We start from the raw sequence: 15,870 nt of genomic DNA, 5'->3' as shown, positions 1-15,870 counted from the left end.
CGGCGGTGGAGGCTCCCGGCTGTCCGCGATCCGGCGGACGGTTCGGGGGCCGTTCACACTTTTTTACGACGAGGGGGGAGGATTGACCTCATGCAGCCACGGAACATGTCCATGAGCGGCGTGGTCGACCTCGCCGCGCTGAAGGCGGCCGGTGAGGCCAAGGCGAAGGCCGAGCAGGCCAGGGCGCAACGGCAGGACGCCGGCGCCCCCGCCCCTTCCGCCGCCTCCCCGCTCGTCATCGATGTCACCGAGGAGACTTTCGAGAGCGAAGTACTGCAGCGCTCCTCCGAGGTCCCGGTCGTCATCAGCTTCTGGGCCGAACAGGCCGAGCAGAGCAAGCAGCTCAACGAGACGCTGGAACGGCTGGTCGGCGAGTACGCCGGCCGCTTCCTGCTGGCCCGCGCCGATGTGTACGCCAACCAGCTGCTGTTCCAGCAGTTCGGCGCCCAGGGCGTGCCGGCCGTCTTCGCGGTGCTCGCCGGTCAGGCGATGCCGCTCTTCCAGGGTGCGGCCGCCGACGACCAGATCCGCGAGGTGCTGGACCAGCTGATCGCCGTGGGCGAGCAGCGCTTCGGCATCGTCGGCGCTCCGGTCGAGGCGGGCGCGGCTCCGGCCGCCGCCGCCACCCCCGAGCCCCGGCCCGCCACTCCGCAGGAGCTGGCGCTGTCCGCCGCGCACGACGCGCTGGACGCGGGCGATCTGGGCGGCGCCGTCCAGGCGTACCGGAATGTGCTGGCGGACGAGCCGGCCAACGCCGAGGCCAAGCTCGGCCTGGCCCAGGCCGAACTGTTGCAGCGGGTGCAGGACGCCGACCCGCAGGCGGTCCGCAAGGCCGCCGCCGACAACCCCGCCGATGTGCCGGCCCAGCTGGCCGCGGCGGATCTCGACCTCGTCGGCGGGCATGTCGAGGACGCCTTCGGGCGACTGGTGGACACCGTGCGCCGTACGGCCGGTGACGACCGGGACGCGGCACGGCTGCGTCTGCTGGAACTCTTCGACGTCATCGGCACCGACGACCCCCGCGTGGTGACAGCGCGTGTCGCACTGGCTCGCGTCCTGTTCTGACCGCAGCTGATTCATCGATACGGCGACCGCACTTTACGCAATCGTGATGAAGTGCGGTCGCTGTTACTTCCGGTAAGAGAGTGACCCCTTTTCTTCCGGAAATCTTTCTCTTTGTCGGACATTCACGCCCTCGCCGCAACTACGCTGCGTGATATCGCGACGTTTGATGATCGCGCTCTCGACATCCTTCCGTTACTCGCTGGTAACGAGACCTCTTGTGCAGCGGCTGGGAATGGACCACCATCGGCCAAGCTCGGTCCTGTTCCCCCGACCATCCGGCAGCCAGCTGGTGCGGCTGGGGGCGACCCCCAGCGGTAGCCGGGGGAGGGTCCCCACCGAGTGGAAGTGCACGGCGTAACTGCCGCCGCTTCCGGACAGGGGGGTCTCTGCCCACCCAGCAGGGCCTGTCCAGCAGGTTGCGCGAGAGCGTGGCCAGTGGTTGTCGCTCGGGGGTGATCGCTGATGATTCGGACTGCGCCGTCCGCATACCCGCGGACCGGCCTTCGATGACGGCGCTCCCTTTCCCGAGGACGTAGCTCTTCTCCCCATCCCGGCCCCGGATCTCCATATCCGGCCGGATGTGTACGTCCGATCAGGAGGAAAGTCATGGAGTCGGTCGTTAGAGGCGGCACCAAGTGGAAGCGGTTCGCCGTTGTCATGGTGCCGGGTATTGCTGCCACGGCAGTGATCGGCATGGCGCTCGCACAGGGCGCGCTCGCCGCGTCGTTCGCAGTGTCCGGCCAGAACTTCAAGGTCAGCGCTGACGAGCTGCACGGCTTCGGGTTCGTCCAGTACGGCGCGATGGACGCCCAGGTCGGCGGCACCACTGTGCCGGTCGCGGTCTCGGGCTTCCACTCCGCCGACATCACCAAGATGTGCCAGTCCGTTATCACGCATGTCCCGGTCTTCGGCGATGTGACGCTGCGGCTGGAGGCCGGTGGCAAGGGCACGCCGGTCCACGCCGAGAACCTGTACATCGACCTGGACCAGCTCAACGCGGACGCGTCGTTCACGAACATCAACATCGGTGTTCCGGCAGGCGCGGCGGGCAACAACAAGGACGCCACGGGCATCGACGGCCCGCACAAGGCCGGCCAGGGTCCGCAGAACCCGGGCGCCTTCGCCCAGGAGGCCCAGGAGGCCACGCTGACCAAGGTGCAGCAGACCGCTTGGGCGACCAGCGCGGGCACCTTCAAGCTCAGCGGATTGAGCCTGTCGGTCAAGAAGGGCAGTAACGAGTGCTACTAGGCACTTGACCGGTCGGGTGAGGGGTTTGCGCCCCTCACCCGGTCGCCCTCCAACTTTCTTGCGCAAAAAAGTCAGTCCCAGGGAGCTGTTCCATGAGTGCCGAGTCGACAGGGCTGCAGGGTCACGAACCAAACGCCTTCCATACCGCCCACACGCGTTTCCGTAACTGGCGGTGGCAGCGGCCGTTCTGGGCGGGCCTGCTGACCCTCCTGGGGGGCATCCCCATCGCGTACCTTCCGTACGCGAACCTGACCCTCGGCCAGCTCACCGTGCGGATGTCCACCACGGCGGGCGCCGGGTCGCTGATCATCGGCATCCTGTTGATGGTGCTCGGGCTGACCATGTGGTTCCAGCCGGTCGTACGCATCTTCGCGGGTGTCGCCGCGATCCTGTTGGCACTGGTGTCGATCCCCGTGTCCAACTTCGGCGGATTCCTGATCGGCTTTCTGCTGGGCCTGGTGGGCGGTTCCCTCGGCATCGCCTGGGCGCCCGGAGTTCCGGCGGCCGACGCTCCCGGTCAGTCGGCCCAACTGCCGGACGGTGCGCCGACCGGTGGCCACGACTCCGGCCCGGAGCCCGAGTACCACCCCGCACCACAGCTGGAGAAGCACTCGGTGTCGCCGGGTGCCGGAGTGGACGAAGTGACCACAGACGACCATGGGAGGCGTAGTGCGGGGTGACGAGGCTCTGCCGGCCGACGGCGACGGACCCCGTACGAGACTGGTGCCGCGCCACGCGGCGCCGAGGAAGTCGCTCTTCACCAAGCTCCAGATGCCCGCGGGCAAGGCGATAGCCATCGCCGCGATGCCCACAGCGGTACTGATGGGCATGGGCATAACCCCGCATCTCGCCCTCGCCGACGAGATGCCGAAGAACCCCTACGCTCCCGGTCCGTGTGTCACGCAGTCCGACACGCCGGCACCGGATGCCACCACAGCCAAGCCGAGCGCGACGCCCTCCGCGACGGAGAGCTCCGCGCCCAGCACGAAGCCGAGCTCCTCGCCGAGCCCGTCCGCGAGCACGGCCGAGCCGAAGAGCGCCCTCAAGGCGCTGCCGAAGACCGTGCCCACGACCGCACCGAAGACCGGGCCGACGGCCACGCCGAGCACGGCTCCGAAGGCGACGCCGAGCCCGACGAAGTCCTACAACCCGTGGGACCCGCTGGGTGTCGGTGACGCGATCAAGGACGTCCTCGGTCTGAACAAGCCGGCCGCCCCGACGACGGCGCCCACCACGGCACCGCCGACGACCGCACCCACGACGGCACCGCCCAAGGCGCCGAGCACGACTCCTGCCAAGGCACCGGCGGCGAAGCCGTCGTCCACGGCGACCACGGCGGCGAAGTCCGCCAAGGCAGCGGCGGACGCGGCGGCCAAGGCGGCCGAGAAGTCGGCCACCGCCACCCCGTCGGCCACCCCGACCACCGTGGACGGCAAGACCCCGTTCCCGTGTCCGACGCACGACGCCAAGGCGCTGGCCGACGCGCCGTACGAGACGGAGCACGGTCTGCTCCCGGACCAGCCCTGGTACCTGGAATCCAGCGTGCTGACGCTGAAGGGCCTGGACTACAAGGGCATCGTCACGGTCCGGACGACCAACGGCACGATGAAGAAGGTCCTGAAGTTCACCGCGTCCTCGCTGGACATCAAGGATCTGCACCAGCTCGTCAACGGCCCCGGCTACGTCCACCACGTCCAGGGTCCTGGCACGACGTCCACGATCCAGAACGGCACGGTGACGATGTACACCGAGGAGCTGAAGGGCAACCTCTTCGGCCTCATCCCGGTGACGTTCAGCCCGGACACGCCCCCGCCGATCAACGTTCCGCTGGCGGTCTTCACGAACGTCAAGATCCGCCAGGCCGGACAGTTCGGCGGCACGCTGCACATCAGCAACCTGCACCAGTCGATCACCAAGGGCACCTACCCGTAACCGAGGGCGCCCCCAGAGACCCGTCCGGGAGCCGCACAAACGCCGAGGGCGCCGAACCCGTCAGGGGTTCGGCGCCCTCGGCGCATTGCGTGCCACGACCTTCCGTGCCACGACCTTCCGTGCCACGACCTCCGTGCCGCGACGCCGTGTGCGGCGGCGTCGCGTGCCGGGCGGCTACTTGCGGATGTCGTCGCCCAGGTGGTGCACCCGGACCATGTTGGTGTTGCCGGGGACGCCGGGGGGCGAACCGGCGGTGATGATCACGGTGTCACCCGCGTTGTACTCCTTGAGCTTGAGCATCTCGGTGTCGACGACGTCCACCATGGCGTCGGTGTTGTCGACGTACGGGACCACGTACGTCTCGACGCCCCAGGTCAGCGCGAGCTGGTTGCGGGTCGAGGGGTCGGTGGTGAACGCCAGCACCGGGGCCGGGACGCGGTAGCGGGCCAGCCGGCGGGCGGTGTCGCCGGACTGGGTGAACGCGACCAGGGTCTTGGCGTCCAGGAAGTCGGCCAGCTCGGCCGCGGCGCGGGCCACGGCGCCGCCCTGGGTGCGCGGCTTCTTGCCGGGCGCCAGCGGCTGCAGGCCGCGCTTGAGCAGCTCCTCCTCGGCGGCTTCGACGATGCGGGACATCGTCTTGACCGTGTCGATCGGGTACTTGCCCACGGAGGACTCGGCGGAGAGCATGACCGCGTCCGCGCCGTCGAGGATCGCGTTGGCGACGTCGGAGGCCTCGGCGCGCGTCGGGCGCGAGTTGGTGATCATCGACTCCATCATCTGGGTCGCGACGATCACCGGCTTGGCGTTGCGGCGGCAGAGCTCGATGAGCTGCTTCTGGACGACCGGCACCCGCTCCAGCGGGTACTCCACGGCGAGGTCGCCACGGGCGACCATGACCGCGTCGAAGGCCATGACCACGGCCTCCATGTTCTCGACCGCCTGCGGCTTCTCCACCTTGGCGATGACGGGGACCCGGCGGCCCTCCTCGTCCATGACGCGGTGGACGTCCTTGACGTCCGAGGCGTCGCGGACGAACGACAGGGCGACCATGTCGACGCCCATCGCCAGCGCGAAGCGCAGGTCCTCGATGTCCTTCTCGGACAGCGCCGGGACGTTCACGGCCGCGCCGGGAAGGTTGATGCCCTTGTGGTCGGAGATCACTCCGCCCTCGACGACCAGACACCGCACCCGGGGGCCCTCGACCTGGATGACCCGCAGGGCGACGTTGCCGTCGTTGATCAGGATCGGGTCGCCCTTGCTGACATCGCCGGGCAGGCCCTTGTACGTGGTGCCGCAGATGGTCTTGTCGCCGGGGACGTCCTCGGCGGTGATGGTGAACTCGTCACCCGAGACCAGCTCGACGGGTCCGTCGGCGAACTTGGCCAGCCGGATCTTGGGGCCCTGCAGGTCGGCGAGGACGCCGATCGCACGGCCGGTCTCCTCGGCGACCTTGCGCACGCGCTGATAGCGCTCCTCGTGCTCGGCGTGAGTTCCGTGGCTGAAGTTGAAACGGGCCACGTTCATGCCGGCCTCGGCCAGCGTCTTCAGCTGGTCGTAGGAGTCGACGGCGGGTCCCAGGGTGCAAACAATCTTTGCTCGGCGCATGGGCGCAATCCTATCGGGTTTGTTCCGCTCCGGAATATTCCTGGGGCGTCGTGGGTATGAAGCGAGGTCAGCGTTGGGCGAGCGCATAGGTGGCACGGGCGATCTCGAGCTCTTCGTCGGTGGGGATCACGGCCACCGCGACTCTGCTGGTGTCCGTGGAGATCAGCCGCGCGGCATGGCCGCGGACGGCGTTGCCCACGGCGTCGACCTCGATACCGAGGGTCTCCAGGCCCTGCAGGGCCGCTTCGCGCACCGCGGCGGAGTTCTCCCCGACCCCGGCGGTGAAGGCGATGGCGTCCACCCGGCCCAGTACGGCGGTGTACGCGCCGATGTATTTGCGCAGGCGGTGGATGTAGATGTCGAACGCCAGCCGGGCGGCCTTGTCGCCCTCGGCCATGCGGCGTCCGATCTCGCGCATGTCGTTGTCACCGCACAGGCCGAGCAAGCCACTGCGTTTGTTGAGCAGGGTGTCGATCTCGTCCACCGTCATTCCACCTACGCGCGCCAGGTGGAAGACTACCGCCGGGTCGAGATCGCCCGAACGGGTGCCCATGACCAGACCCTCCAGCGGCGTCAGCCCCATCGAGGTCTCCACGCAGGTTCCGCCCGCCACCGCGGAGGCGGAGGCGCCGTTCCCCAGATGCAGCACGATGACGTTGACCTGGGACGACTCCTTGCCGAGCAGCTCCGCTGCGGCGCGCGAGACGAACGCGTGCGAGGTGCCGTGGAAGCCGTAGCGGCGGATCTCGTAACGGTCCGCCGTCCCGGTGTCGATCGCGTACCGGGCGGCGTGCTCGGGGATCGTCGAGTGGAACGCGGTGTCGAAGACCGCGACCTGCGGCAGGTCCGGGCGCAGCTCGCGGGCGACCTTGATGCCGGTGATGTTCGCCGGGTTGTGCAGCGGGGCGAGCGGCACCAGCTTCTCGATCGCCGCGACGACCTCGTCGGTGATCAGCGTCGGCTCGGTGAAGCGGGTACCGCCGTGCACGACGCGGTGGCCGACCGCCGCCAGCTCGGAGGAGTCCAGGCCGAGGCCCTGCCCGTCCAGCTCGGCGGCGATGATGCGCAGGGCGGCGTCGTGGTCGGCGACCTCGCCCTCGCCGATCCGCTCGACCAGCCCGGCGGCGAGCCGGCTGTCCGCGCCGGGACCGGCGGCCATGTCCAGCAGCTGGTACTTGACGGAGGACGAGCCGGAATTGAGGACGAGGACGCGGGAGGGGCTGCCGGCCGGTCCTGCGGGGCTGCTCACTGGGTGTCTCCTTCGCCCTGCTGCCGCGCCGGGGATTCGCCCTGCGCCTGGATGGCCGTGATGGCGACCGTGTTCACGATGTCCTGGACCAGAGCACCGCGCGACAGGTCGTTGACCGGCTTGCGCAGGCCCTGCAGCACCGGACCGACCGCGACCGCGCCGGCCGACCGCTGGACGGCCTTGTAGGTGTTGTTGCCGGTGTTGAGGTCGGGGAAGACCAGCACGGTGGCCTGGCCAGCCACCGCCGAGTCCGGCATCTTGGTGGCCGCGACCGACGGTTCGACGGCCGCGTCGTACTGGATCGGACCGTCGACGGCCAGGTCGGGGCGGCGCTCGCGCACCAGCTCGGTGGCCTTGCGGACCTTGTCGACGTCCGCGCCGGAGCCCGAGGTTCCGGTGGAGTACGACAGCATCGCGATCCGCGGCTGCACACCGAACTGGGCGGCGGTTGCCGCCGCCTGGATGGCGATGTCCGCCAGCTGCTCGGCGTCCGGGTCCGGGTTGACGGCGCAGTCGCCGTAGACGAGGACCTTGTCGGCCAGGCACATGAAGAACACCGAGCTGACGATCGCCGCGCCCGGCGCGGTCTTGATGATCTCGAAGGCCGGGCGGATGGTGGCCGCGGTGGAGTGCACCGCGCCCGACACCATCCCGTCGGCCAGGCCCTCCTGCACCATCAGGGTGCCGAAGTACGAGACGTCGGCGACGACGTCGTAGGCCAGCTCGTAGGAGACGCCCTTGTGGGCGCGCAGCTTCGCGTACTGCTCGGCGAACCGCTCCCGCAGCGGTGAGGTCTGCGGGTCGACGACGGTGACGCCCGGCTGGTCGAGGGAGATGCCCAGGTCGGCGGCCTTCTTGCGGACCGCGTCCTCGTCGCCGAGCAGGATCAGGTCGCACACTCCGCGCCGCAGCAGCACCTCGGCGGCGCGCAGGATGCGCTCCTCCGCGCCCTCCGGCAGCACGATGCGGCGGCGCTGGGAGCGGGCCCGTTCGATCAGGGTGTGCTCGAACATCATCGGGGTGACGCGCTCGCTGCGCGCGACCGACAGCCGCTCCGTCAACTCGGCGGTGTCCACGTGGGTTTCGAACAGCCCGAGCGCGGTCTCCGCCTTGCGCGGGGTGCCCGCGCCGAGCTTGCCGTCCAGCGCGAACAGCTCGGCGGCGGTGGGGAAGCTGCCGGCCGCGACCGCGATCACCGGGGTGCCGGGCGCGAGCCGCGCCGCCAGCGCCAGGATGTCCGGGCCCGGCCGCTCGTCGAGGGTGAGCAGCACGCCCGCGATCGGCGGGGCACCGGCCGAGTGCGCGGCGAGCGAGCCGATGATGAGGTCGGCGCGGTCCCCGGGGGTGACCACCAGACAGCCGGGGGTCAGCGCGGGCAGGAAGGCCGGCAGCATCGCGCCGCCGAAGACGAAGTCCAGCGCGTCGCGGGAGAGCCCGGCGTCATCGCCGAGCAGGACGTCCGCGCCGAGTGCCTCGACGATCTGCGCCACGGTGGGCGCCGACAGCGCGGGCTCCTCGGGGATGACGTAGACGGGCACCTCGGGCCGGCGGGCGAGCCGGCGGCCGGCCTCGTCCGCCTCCGCCGGGCCGACGCGGTTGGCGACCATGGCGATGACGTCGCAGCCGAGGTTGGTGTAGGCGAGGTAGGCGTTGCGGACCTCGGCGACCACCGATTCGGCCGTCTGGTCGATGCCGCCGATCACCGGCAGCACGGAGGCGCCGCATTCGTTGGCGAGCCGGGCGTTGATGCCCAGCTCCGCCGGAAGATTCGTTTCCGCGAAGTCGGAGCCGAGAATCAGCACCGCCTCGTACTCCCGGGCGACCTCGTGGAACCGGTCCACCAGCCGGGCGGTCAGCGCGTCGCGCCCCTGCTCGGCCTGGAGGGCCGCCGCCTCCGCGTACCCCATGCCGTAGACCGTGGACGGGTCCTGGGACAGCCGGTAGCGGCTGCGCAGCAGATCGAACAGCCGGTCGGGCCCGTCGTGCATCAGCGGCCGGAACACCCCCACCCGGTCGACCTGGCGGGTCAGGAGCTCCATCACCCCCAGTTCGACCACCTGGCGGCCGTCGCCGCGGCCGATCCCCGTTACATAGACGCTGCGCGTCACGCGCGTTCTCCGATCCATCGTCGCGCTGGGTTGCTGCTCATCGCTGCCGGCTCACCACTGCTTCCCGCCACTGCTCTCTTCGTGCCGCGCTCCGTTCCCGGTGCGGCCGCTCTCCCGTTCGTACCTACTCCAAGACGCTAACGCGACGCTGGTGCCGTCGCTTGCCGGCACAGGGCCCGCGCGGAGGTGCCCTTCGACCCTCCCCACGATGCCATTCGCCTGCTCACCAGCGAAAACACCGGGAGGAGACTGGAAAAGTCCACCAGCGGAACAGCTCCAGTGCAAGGACAGGTGAGTCGGACATGACCGCGACGCAGCCGGAGAAGGCAGCCGCCCGGGCACCCGGGACACAGCCCCCCGCGCCCTGGGAGGGCTTCAGGGGCGGACTGTGGCGGGACGCCGTCGACGTCCGTGACGTCATCCGGTCGAACTGCACGCCCCACGAGGGCGACGGCTCCTTCCTGGCTGGTCCGACCGAGCGTACCGAGAAGGTCTGGCACCGGGTGAGGTCTGGCACCGGGTGCTGGGGATGCTCCCGCAGGAGATCGCCCGCGGCATCCACGACGTGGACGTGCGGACGCCCTCCGCCATCGACGCGTTCGCCCCCGGCTGCATCGACGAGGACCTCGACCTGATCGTCGGGCTGCGGACCGACGCCCCGCTCAAGCCCGCGATCATGCCCAAGCCTCGCCGGCTGTCCGCTGAGCCGCCTGTACTGCCACAGCCCGGACACCATGCCGATGCGCGGCGGTACCCGCACCCCCGCCGACGAGATCGTCGAGAAGGCCGCCTCGTTCATTCACCCCGTTCATCCCCGCCGCTGGCGGCGGCGCCACCGTCAGCGGCGGCGAACCGCTGCTGCAGCCGGACTTCACCGGTGAGCTGCTGCACCGCTTCCGGCACGAACTCGGCCTGCACACCGCCCTGGACACCTCCGGCTTCCTCGGCAGCCGGGCCCACGACGCGCTGCTGGCCGACACCGACCTCGTCCTGCTGGACATCAAGTCCTGGGAACCGGGGCTGTACCGGGAGCTCACCGGGCGCGAGCTGCGGCCGGCCCTGGACTTCGCCCGCCGGCTGGAGACGCTCGGCAAGGAGGTCCGGGTGCGCTTCGTCGTGGTACCGGGACTGACGGACGGCGAGGCCGACGTCGAGGGCGTGGCCGCCTTCGCCGGCGGCCTGCCGAACGTCACCCGGGTGGACGCTTTGCCCTTCCACAAGCCCGGTGCGGGAACGTACGAGGCGCTCGGCAAGAGGTTCCCGCCGGCCGCCACCCCGTCGCCGGATCCGCAGGTCATGGACCGGGTACGGGCCCAGCTCCGGGCGCACGGCCTGCACATGGTCCGACCTTCGCCCCACGGGCCGGCGGAAGCGGGGATGCGGGGTGGTACGCATCTCCGCACGGTTCCCATAGGGTGAAATAAGGTGATGAGAGAGGAGTGTCGGTGGAGATCCTGGCGACCGGAGTGCAGAAGGACGAGCGGCCCCTGCTGGAGCGGGATTTCGCCGCCCGCTACCAGCTGCGCTGTCTGGAGACCTTCCTGACCATCGACACCGTGCCGCTCGCCGCAGGCTACGAGATCGTCAGCACCAGTGTGAACGCGCAGCTGGACGCCGACGTCCTGGAGGTGCTCGCCGAGGGCGGCACCAAGCTGATCGCCCAGCGGTCCACCGGATTCAACAACATCGACCTGGACGCGGCCGAACGTCTCGGCCTCACCGTCGCCCGCGTCGCCTACTACTCCCCGTACTCGGTGGCCGAATTCGCCTGGACGCTGGCCACCGCCCTCAACCGCCGGATCGTCCGCGCCGCCACCCGCACCCGCGACTTCGACTTCCGCCTCGACGGCCTGCTCGGCCGGGACTTCCGGGGCCGTACGGTCGGCGTCGTCGGCACCGGCAAGATCGGCGCGGCGTTCACGAGGATCGCGCACGGCTTCGGGATGAAGCTGCTGGGCTGGGACGTCGTACCCGATCCAGCCTGTGTCGAGCTGGGCATGGAGTATGTCGAACTGGACGTGCTGCTCACCGAGTCCGACCTGATCTCCCTGCATGTACCGCTGCTTCCCGACACCCACCATCTCGTCGGCGCGCACGCGCTGGCCCGGATGAAGGACGACGCGATCCTCATCAACTCCAGCCGCGGCGGGCTCATCGACTCCGCGGCCCTGGTCGAGACGCTGCGAGCCGGCCGGCTCGACGGCGTGGGCCTGGACGTCTACGAGGAGGAGGCCGGCGTCTTCTTCTTCGACAAGTCGTTGGAGATCATGACGGACGACACGCTGGCCCGCCTGCTCACCTTCTCCAACGTCCTGATCACCTCGCACCAGGCCTACTACACCGTGGACGCGCTCGACCAGATCGTCGAGGCCACGGTCCGCAACGTCGACGACTTCCTGGCCGGCCGGGTCGGTGCCGGCACCCTGGTCCCGAAACGCCCGGCGAGCCCGGCCCCCGCCCCGTGACACCCCAGGCCCCGAAACCATCCAGGAGAGACCAGCCCATGCGTATCGGAGTCCTCACCGCAGGCGGCGACTGCCCCGGCCTCAACGCCGTGATCCGATCGGTCGTGCACCGCGCGCTCACCGGGCACGGCGACGAGGTCATCGGCTTCGAGGACGGCTTCGTCGGGCTGCTCGAAGGCCGCTACCGCCCGCTCGGCCTCAACTCGGTCAGCGGCATCCTGGCCCGCGGCGGCACCATCCTCGGCTCCGCGCGCCTGGAGCGCGGCCGGCTGCGCGAGGCCGCGGACAACGCCGAGGAGCTGTGCCGCCAGTACGGCATCGACGCCCTCATCCCGATCGGCGGCGAAGGCACCCTGACCGCCGCCAAGATGCTGTCGGACGCCGGAATGCCGGTCGTCGGCGTGCCGAAGACCATCGACAACGACATCTCGGCCACCGACCGCACCTTCGGCTTCGACACCGCCGTCATGGTCGCCACCGAGGCCATCGACCGTTTGAAGACCACCGCCGAATCGCACCAGCGCGTCATGGTCGTCGAGGTCATGGGCCGGCACGCCGGCTGGATCGCCCTGGAGTCCGGTATGGCGGGCGGCGCGCACGGCATCTGCATCCCGGAGCGGCCGTTCGACCCCGCCGACCTGGTCGCGATGGTCGAGGAGCGCTTCGCCCGCGGCAAGAGGTTCGCCGTCATCTGCGTGGCCGAGGGCGCCCACCCCGCCGAGGGCACCATGGACTACGGCGTCGGCGAGGTCGACAAGTTCGGGCACGAGCGGTTCGCCGGCATCGGCACCCGGCTCGCCGTCGAACTGGAGGAGCGCCTCGGCAAGGAGGCGCGTCCCGTCATCCTCGGCCACGTGCAGCGCGGGGGCGTCCCGACCGCCTACGACCGGGTGCTGGCCAACCGCTTCGGCTGGCACGCCGTCGAAGGCGTCCACAAGGGCGCCTTCGGGCACATGACCGCGCTGCGCGGCACCCAGATCGAGATGGTGCCGCTCGCGGACGCGGTGGTGGAGCTGAAGCGGGTCCCGGACGAGCGGATGGACGAGGCCGAGTCGGTGTTCTGACCCGGCCGTTCCCTGGCCGCTTCGCCGGGACCGCTTCCAGGGCCCGTTCCAGGGCGGTGGTTCAGCCGATGGTGAGGACGATCTTCCCGGTGTGGTGGCCGTGCTCGCTGGCGCGGTGCGCCTCGGCGGCGTCCGTCAGCGGGTACGTGCGGGCGATGCTCACCTGCAGCGAACCCTCCGCGTGCAGGGCCAGCGCACCGGCCAGCGCCCCCTCGGTGCGGTCCTGGCCGGGGCCGCCGCTGGAGAAGCGCACCTGGTGGGCGGGGGCGTGCATCGCGTCGGCGATGGTCACCACCCGCTCCGGGCCGCCGGCCAGCTCCACCGAGACGCCCAGCACGTCCCGGCCCGCCGCGTCCAGGACGGCGTCGACGGGGCCGCCGGACACGGCGCGGACCCGCTCGGCCAGGCCGTCGCCGTATGTCACGGGAACGGCGCCCAGCGAGCGCAGGTACTCGTGGTTCGCCTCGCTCGCCGTGCCGATGACCCGGACGCCGCGGGCCACCGCGAACTGCACGGCCAGCGTGCCGACGCCGCCGGCCGCGGCGTGGATCAGCAGGGTCTCGCCCGCTTTCACGTCCAGCAGTTCCAGGGTGCGCCAGGCGGTCTCGGCGGCGACGGGCAGCGCCGCGGCCTCGGCCCAGGACAGCGAGGCGGGCTTGACCGCCAGCCGGCCGGCGTCGACCACCAGCTGCTCGGCGTAGGCGCCGGCGACCGGGCCGAAGACCTCGTCGCCGACCGCCAGGCCGGTGACGCCCTCGCCGACCGCCTCCACGGTGCCGGACGCCTCCAGACCGGGTACGTGCGGCAGTTCCACCGGGAAGACGGCGGAGACCGCGCCGCTGCGGATCTTGCAGTCGAGCGGGTTCACGCCGGCGGCGTGCACGGTCAGCCGCACCTGGCCCGGTCCGGGAGCGGGCACCTCGATGTCGGTGGGCTGCAGGACGTCGGCGTCGCCGTACGCCGCGAACGCAATGGCCTTCGTCATGGGAACGCACTCCTCAAAGTGGTGGACAGCACCGAACCGTTCCGGCCCGGCCTCGTCGTGGTGTTCACAGCCTGGCCCGCGCGTCCCGGAAACCCGCCCCGCCTTTCGGACAGTCCCAGCTGTCCGAAAAGCCAGGCCGTAGCCGCAGCGCGCCCAGTTCCGTTGACGCTATGGAATCCAGCGGCTGGAACGAACCGGAACACGCTCTGACCGTGGCCCTGGAAGTCGTCCAGGCCCCGCTCGGCCAGACCCTGCCGACCCACATCTCGTACGGGGACACCGCAACCGGGCCATCGCCGAGGACCTGCACATCAGCGAGTCCACGGTGAAGTTCCACGTCGCGAACATCCTGAACAAACTCGATGTCGACACCCGCGGCGAGGCCGCGGCGCTGGCCCGTTCCGGGGGGACATTGCGGCGGCTTGAGGGGCGATTCACCAGAAGTACCCCGAACGGACCATGTACTTGATCCGGTGGGCACCGGCGGTGCAGTCTGATCCATCCGACGACGGCGGCGGATGAGGGAAGGTGCCCCGCGTGGCGACGACAGCGGACGAGGCGCCCGGCTACGGCTCCGGTCACGGCGCGGGCGACTGGCGGTGGACGCTGTTCTGCTGCCTGGCGGCCGCGGGTCTGCTCGGCGGCGCGCTGGGCGGCACTCTCTTCGAACTCACCGAGTACGGGCAGTACACCTATCTCGCCCTCGGGCCGATCGTCGGTGGCGCGCTCGGAGCGGTCTCGGGCGGTCTGGCCGGCGGGCTGCTGGTCTGTCTGCCGCCGCGCTGGGCGTTCGCCCCGGGGACGGCGCCGTCCTCCGCCGCCGCGGTGGTGGTCCTGCTGGAGCTGGGCACCGTCGACGCGTTCACCTCCGAGGGCGCCGTCGAGCAGTTCTTCTCCGGCGGCCCCGGGCTGCCGATGCTGCTCGTCCCGGCGCTGGCCGCGGCCGGTGTCGCGCACGTGGTGGCGCGCGGCTGCCGGCGGTTCGGCGGGGCGTTCTCCGGCAGCGCATGACCGCGCCCCGGGCGACAGCTCGGGGCTGCGGGCCGGGGCGCGGAATCCATCCGTGCGACAGGTGCGGTGTCAGCCGGTCTCAGCCGGTGTAGACCGCGAGCGCCTTGGTGAAGTCCCAGTTGTTCTGGCTGATTCCGCTGCAGGCGTCCGCGTCGGTGCCGGAACCGCACTTGCGGTCGCGGTTGACGGACCAGAAGCTGACGCGGGCCAGGTGGTGGCTGGTCGCGTAGGAGACCATCGACTTGAAGTTGGCGAGGGTGACCTTCTCGCCGGCGCTGTCGGTGATGCCGTTCATCGAGGAGAAGCCGACCTTGCGGTAGGCCGCGTCCGAGGAGAGCCCGTAAGCGCTGGCGACGGCGTTCTTCAGACCGTCGACCGCGGACTTGGTGGTGGCCGCCATGTCGACGGCGCCCTGGTCGTAGTCGAACGGCATGACCGCCCAGCCGTCCGCGTTCAGCCCGGCTGCGGCGCCCTTCTTGATCAGGTCCTTGCCGTTGGAGTCGGGCCCCGTGGGGGTGGTTCCGAAGGTGATGTACATCTTCACGTCGCTGTTGTTGGTCTTGATGATCTTCAGGGCGTCCACGGTGCGCTTGCGGACCGTGGAGTTCTCGACCGCCGAAGCCTCGATGTCGATGTCGATGGACTTCAGCTTGTAGGCGGTGATCGCCTTCTGGTACGCGCCGGCCAGTGCGGAGGCCGAGGTGCACTTCTCTTCGAGCTTGTTGCCGCTCCAGCCGCCGAAGGAGACGGTGACATCGCCGCCCGCGTTGCGGATCGCGTTGATCGTCGACGCGTCGGTGCCTCCGGTGAGCGCGCGGCTCCCGTCCCACTTGGGATTACAGCCGCCGTCGGAGAGCATGAAGGCCATCGTGAACTGCTTGATGCCGGTGGCCGACATGACGGACGTCGCGGACGGCGGGGTGCCCCAGCCGAGGTACAGGTACGGGGCCGCGATGCCGCTGGGGAGAGCGGCGGCGGCCTGCGGGGCGGCCTTCGCGGCGGTGGGGGTGGTGGCCTGGGCGGTCGCGCCGAGCGCGGACGCCGCGGCGAGCCCTACGGTCGCGGCCAGCGCGATGCGGCCGCGGCGGGAGTGCGGGAAGACGAGCATGGGGGAGAACTCCTAGCGTGTACGGGAGTT

15 protein-coding genes and 2 pseudogenes are annotated in these 15,870 nt (G+C 70.4%); 11 read left to right on the top strand and 6 right to left on the bottom strand.

Annotated features, from left to right (window positions below; translation table 11 throughout):
- Positions 1-90: 90 nt before the first annotated feature.
- The 4 genes from O3W51_RS09190 (at position 91) to O3W51_RS09175 (ending at position 4,245) form a co-directional block, all read left to right on the top strand.
- Entirely contained in the window at positions 91-1,065 is a 975-nt protein-coding gene (locus O3W51_RS09190) for a tetratricopeptide repeat protein (protein ID WP_138357122.1), read from the top strand.
- Between the two features lie 606 nt (positions 1,066-1,671).
- Positions 1,672-2,313 (top strand): DUF6230 family protein, encoded by a 642-nt coding sequence (locus O3W51_RS09185; protein WP_138357121.1) that lies wholly within the window; start codon positions 1,672-1,674, stop codon positions 2,311-2,313.
- Between the two features lie 92 nt (positions 2,314-2,405).
- The gene (locus O3W51_RS09180) at positions 2,406-2,993 is read left to right on the top strand and encodes a DUF6114 domain-containing protein (RefSeq protein WP_232485221.1); all 588 of its coding nucleotides are present in this window, start codon (positions 2,406-2,408) and stop codon (positions 2,991-2,993) included.
- On the top strand, positions 2,983-4,245 hold the full coding sequence (locus O3W51_RS09175) for a hydrogenase expression protein HypF (protein ID WP_269285112.1): 1,263 nt from the start codon (positions 2,983-2,985) through the stop codon (positions 4,243-4,245). Before O3W51_RS09180 ends, O3W51_RS09175 begins: the two co-directional genes overlap by 11 nt.
- Positions 4,246-4,419: 174 nt before the next feature.
- On the opposite strand, the gene pyk is transcribed toward O3W51_RS09175, so the two are convergent.
- The 3 genes from pyk to pta form a co-directional block, all read right to left on the bottom strand.
- Entirely contained in the window at positions 4,420-5,850 is a 1,431-nt protein-coding gene (gene pyk / locus O3W51_RS09170) for a pyruvate kinase (protein ID WP_138357119.1), read from the bottom strand.
- A 67-nt stretch (positions 5,851-5,917) separates the two neighbouring features.
- Entirely contained in the window at positions 5,918-7,099 is a 1,182-nt protein-coding gene (locus tag O3W51_RS09165) for an acetate kinase (protein WP_269285108.1), read from the bottom strand.
- Positions 7,096-9,207, bottom strand: coding sequence for a phosphate acetyltransferase (pta, locus tag O3W51_RS09160; RefSeq protein WP_138357117.1), 2,112 nt, complete (start codon positions 9,205-9,207; stop codon positions 7,096-7,098). The genes O3W51_RS09165 and pta overlap by 4 nt, the downstream gene beginning before the upstream one ends.
- Positions 9,208-9,736: 529 nt before the next feature.
- Here pta and O3W51_RS48420 point away from each other — a divergent pair.
- Positions 9,737-9,832: pseudogene (locus O3W51_RS48420) on the top strand (hypothetical protein); the annotation flags it as partial.
- A 170-nt stretch (positions 9,833-10,002) separates the two neighbouring features.
- On the opposite strand, the gene O3W51_RS48415 reads toward O3W51_RS48420, so the two are convergent.
- On the bottom strand, positions 10,003-10,125 hold the full coding sequence (locus tag O3W51_RS48415; RefSeq protein ID WP_331284054.1) for a hypothetical protein: 123 nt from the start codon (positions 10,123-10,125) through the stop codon (positions 10,003-10,005).
- Here O3W51_RS48415 and O3W51_RS48410 point away from each other — a divergent pair.
- The 4 genes and pseudogenes from O3W51_RS48410 to O3W51_RS09140 all read left to right on the top strand — a co-directional run.
- Positions 10,090-10,290, top strand: a pseudogene (locus O3W51_RS48410) (pyruvate formate-lyase-activating protein); the annotation flags it as partial. The gene O3W51_RS48415 and the pseudogene O3W51_RS48410 sit on opposite strands and share 36 nt — an antisense overlap.
- A gap of 21 nt (positions 10,291-10,311) precedes the next feature.
- The gene (locus O3W51_RS48405; protein WP_331284052.1) at positions 10,312-10,626 is read left to right on the top strand and encodes a hypothetical protein; all 315 of its coding nucleotides are present in this window, start codon (positions 10,312-10,314) and stop codon (positions 10,624-10,626) included.
- 26 nt (positions 10,627-10,652) lie between these two features.
- Positions 10,653-11,672 carry a 2-hydroxyacid dehydrogenase gene (locus tag O3W51_RS09145; protein ID WP_164607134.1) on the top strand — a complete coding sequence of 340 codons (1,020 nt, stop codon included), beginning with the start codon at positions 10,653-10,655 and terminating at the stop codon, positions 11,670-11,672.
- A gap of 38 nt (positions 11,673-11,710) precedes the next feature.
- A complete protein-coding gene (locus O3W51_RS09140; protein ID WP_164293403.1) occupies positions 11,711-12,736 on the top strand; it encodes an ATP-dependent 6-phosphofructokinase in 1,026 nt (341 codons plus the stop codon).
- A 61-nt stretch (positions 12,737-12,797) separates the two neighbouring features.
- Here the strand turns inward: O3W51_RS09140 and O3W51_RS09135 are convergent, their stop codons facing one another.
- The gene (locus O3W51_RS09135; RefSeq protein WP_198357683.1) at positions 12,798-13,721 is read right to left on the bottom strand and encodes an NADP-dependent oxidoreductase; all 924 of its coding nucleotides are present in this window, start codon (positions 13,719-13,721) and stop codon (positions 12,798-12,800) included.
- A gap of 175 nt (positions 13,722-13,896) precedes the next feature.
- Between O3W51_RS09135 and O3W51_RS09130 the strand changes: the two genes are divergently transcribed.
- The gene (locus tag O3W51_RS09130; protein ID WP_331284053.1) at positions 13,897-14,190 is read left to right on the top strand and encodes a response regulator transcription factor; all 294 of its coding nucleotides are present in this window, start codon (positions 13,897-13,899) and stop codon (positions 14,188-14,190) included.
- A gap of 68 nt (positions 14,191-14,258) precedes the next feature.
- Complete coding sequence (locus O3W51_RS09125; RefSeq protein WP_138357112.1) at positions 14,259-14,732, top strand: hypothetical protein; 474 nt, start codon at positions 14,259-14,261, stop codon at positions 14,730-14,732.
- A 79-nt stretch (positions 14,733-14,811) separates the two neighbouring features.
- Here the strand turns inward: O3W51_RS09125 and O3W51_RS09120 are convergent, their stop codons facing one another.
- Positions 14,812-15,840, bottom strand: coding sequence for a chitinase (locus O3W51_RS09120; protein WP_269285106.1), 1,029 nt, complete (start codon positions 15,838-15,840; stop codon positions 14,812-14,814).
- Positions 15,841-15,870: the final 30 nt, after the last annotated feature.

It is taken from the genome of Streptomyces sp. H39-C1 (assembly GCF_027158125.1).
GTDB classification, from domain to species: domain Bacteria; phylum Actinomycetota; class Actinomycetes; order Streptomycetales; family Streptomycetaceae; genus Actinacidiphila; species Actinacidiphila fildesensis.
Note: the sequence above shows the minus strand (reverse complement) of the source record. Positions and strands in the feature narration are given on the sequence as shown.

Coding starts and splice junctions, on each gene's coding strand:
- pyk (WP_138357119.1), bottom strand. CDS start 5,850: ATGCGCCGAGCAAAGATTGTTTGCACCCTGGGACCCGCCGTCGACTCC.
- O3W51_RS09135 (WP_198357683.1), bottom strand. CDS start 13,721: ATGACGAAGGCCATTGCGTTCGCGGCGTACGGCGACGCCGACGTCCTG.
- O3W51_RS09120 (WP_269285106.1), bottom strand. CDS start 15,840: ATGCTCGTCTTCCCGCACTCCCGCCGCGGCCGCATCGCGCTGGCCGCG.
- O3W51_RS09180 (WP_232485221.1), top strand. CDS start 2,406: ATGAGTGCCGAGTCGACAGGGCTGCAGGGTCACGAACCAAACGCCTTC.
- O3W51_RS09185 (WP_138357121.1), top strand. CDS start 1,672: ATGGAGTCGGTCGTTAGAGGCGGCACCAAGTGGAAGCGGTTCGCCGTT.
- O3W51_RS09190 (WP_138357122.1), top strand. CDS start 91: ATGCAGCCACGGAACATGTCCATGAGCGGCGTGGTCGACCTCGCCGCG.
- O3W51_RS09140 (WP_164293403.1), top strand. CDS start 11,711: ATGCGTATCGGAGTCCTCACCGCAGGCGGCGACTGCCCCGGCCTCAAC.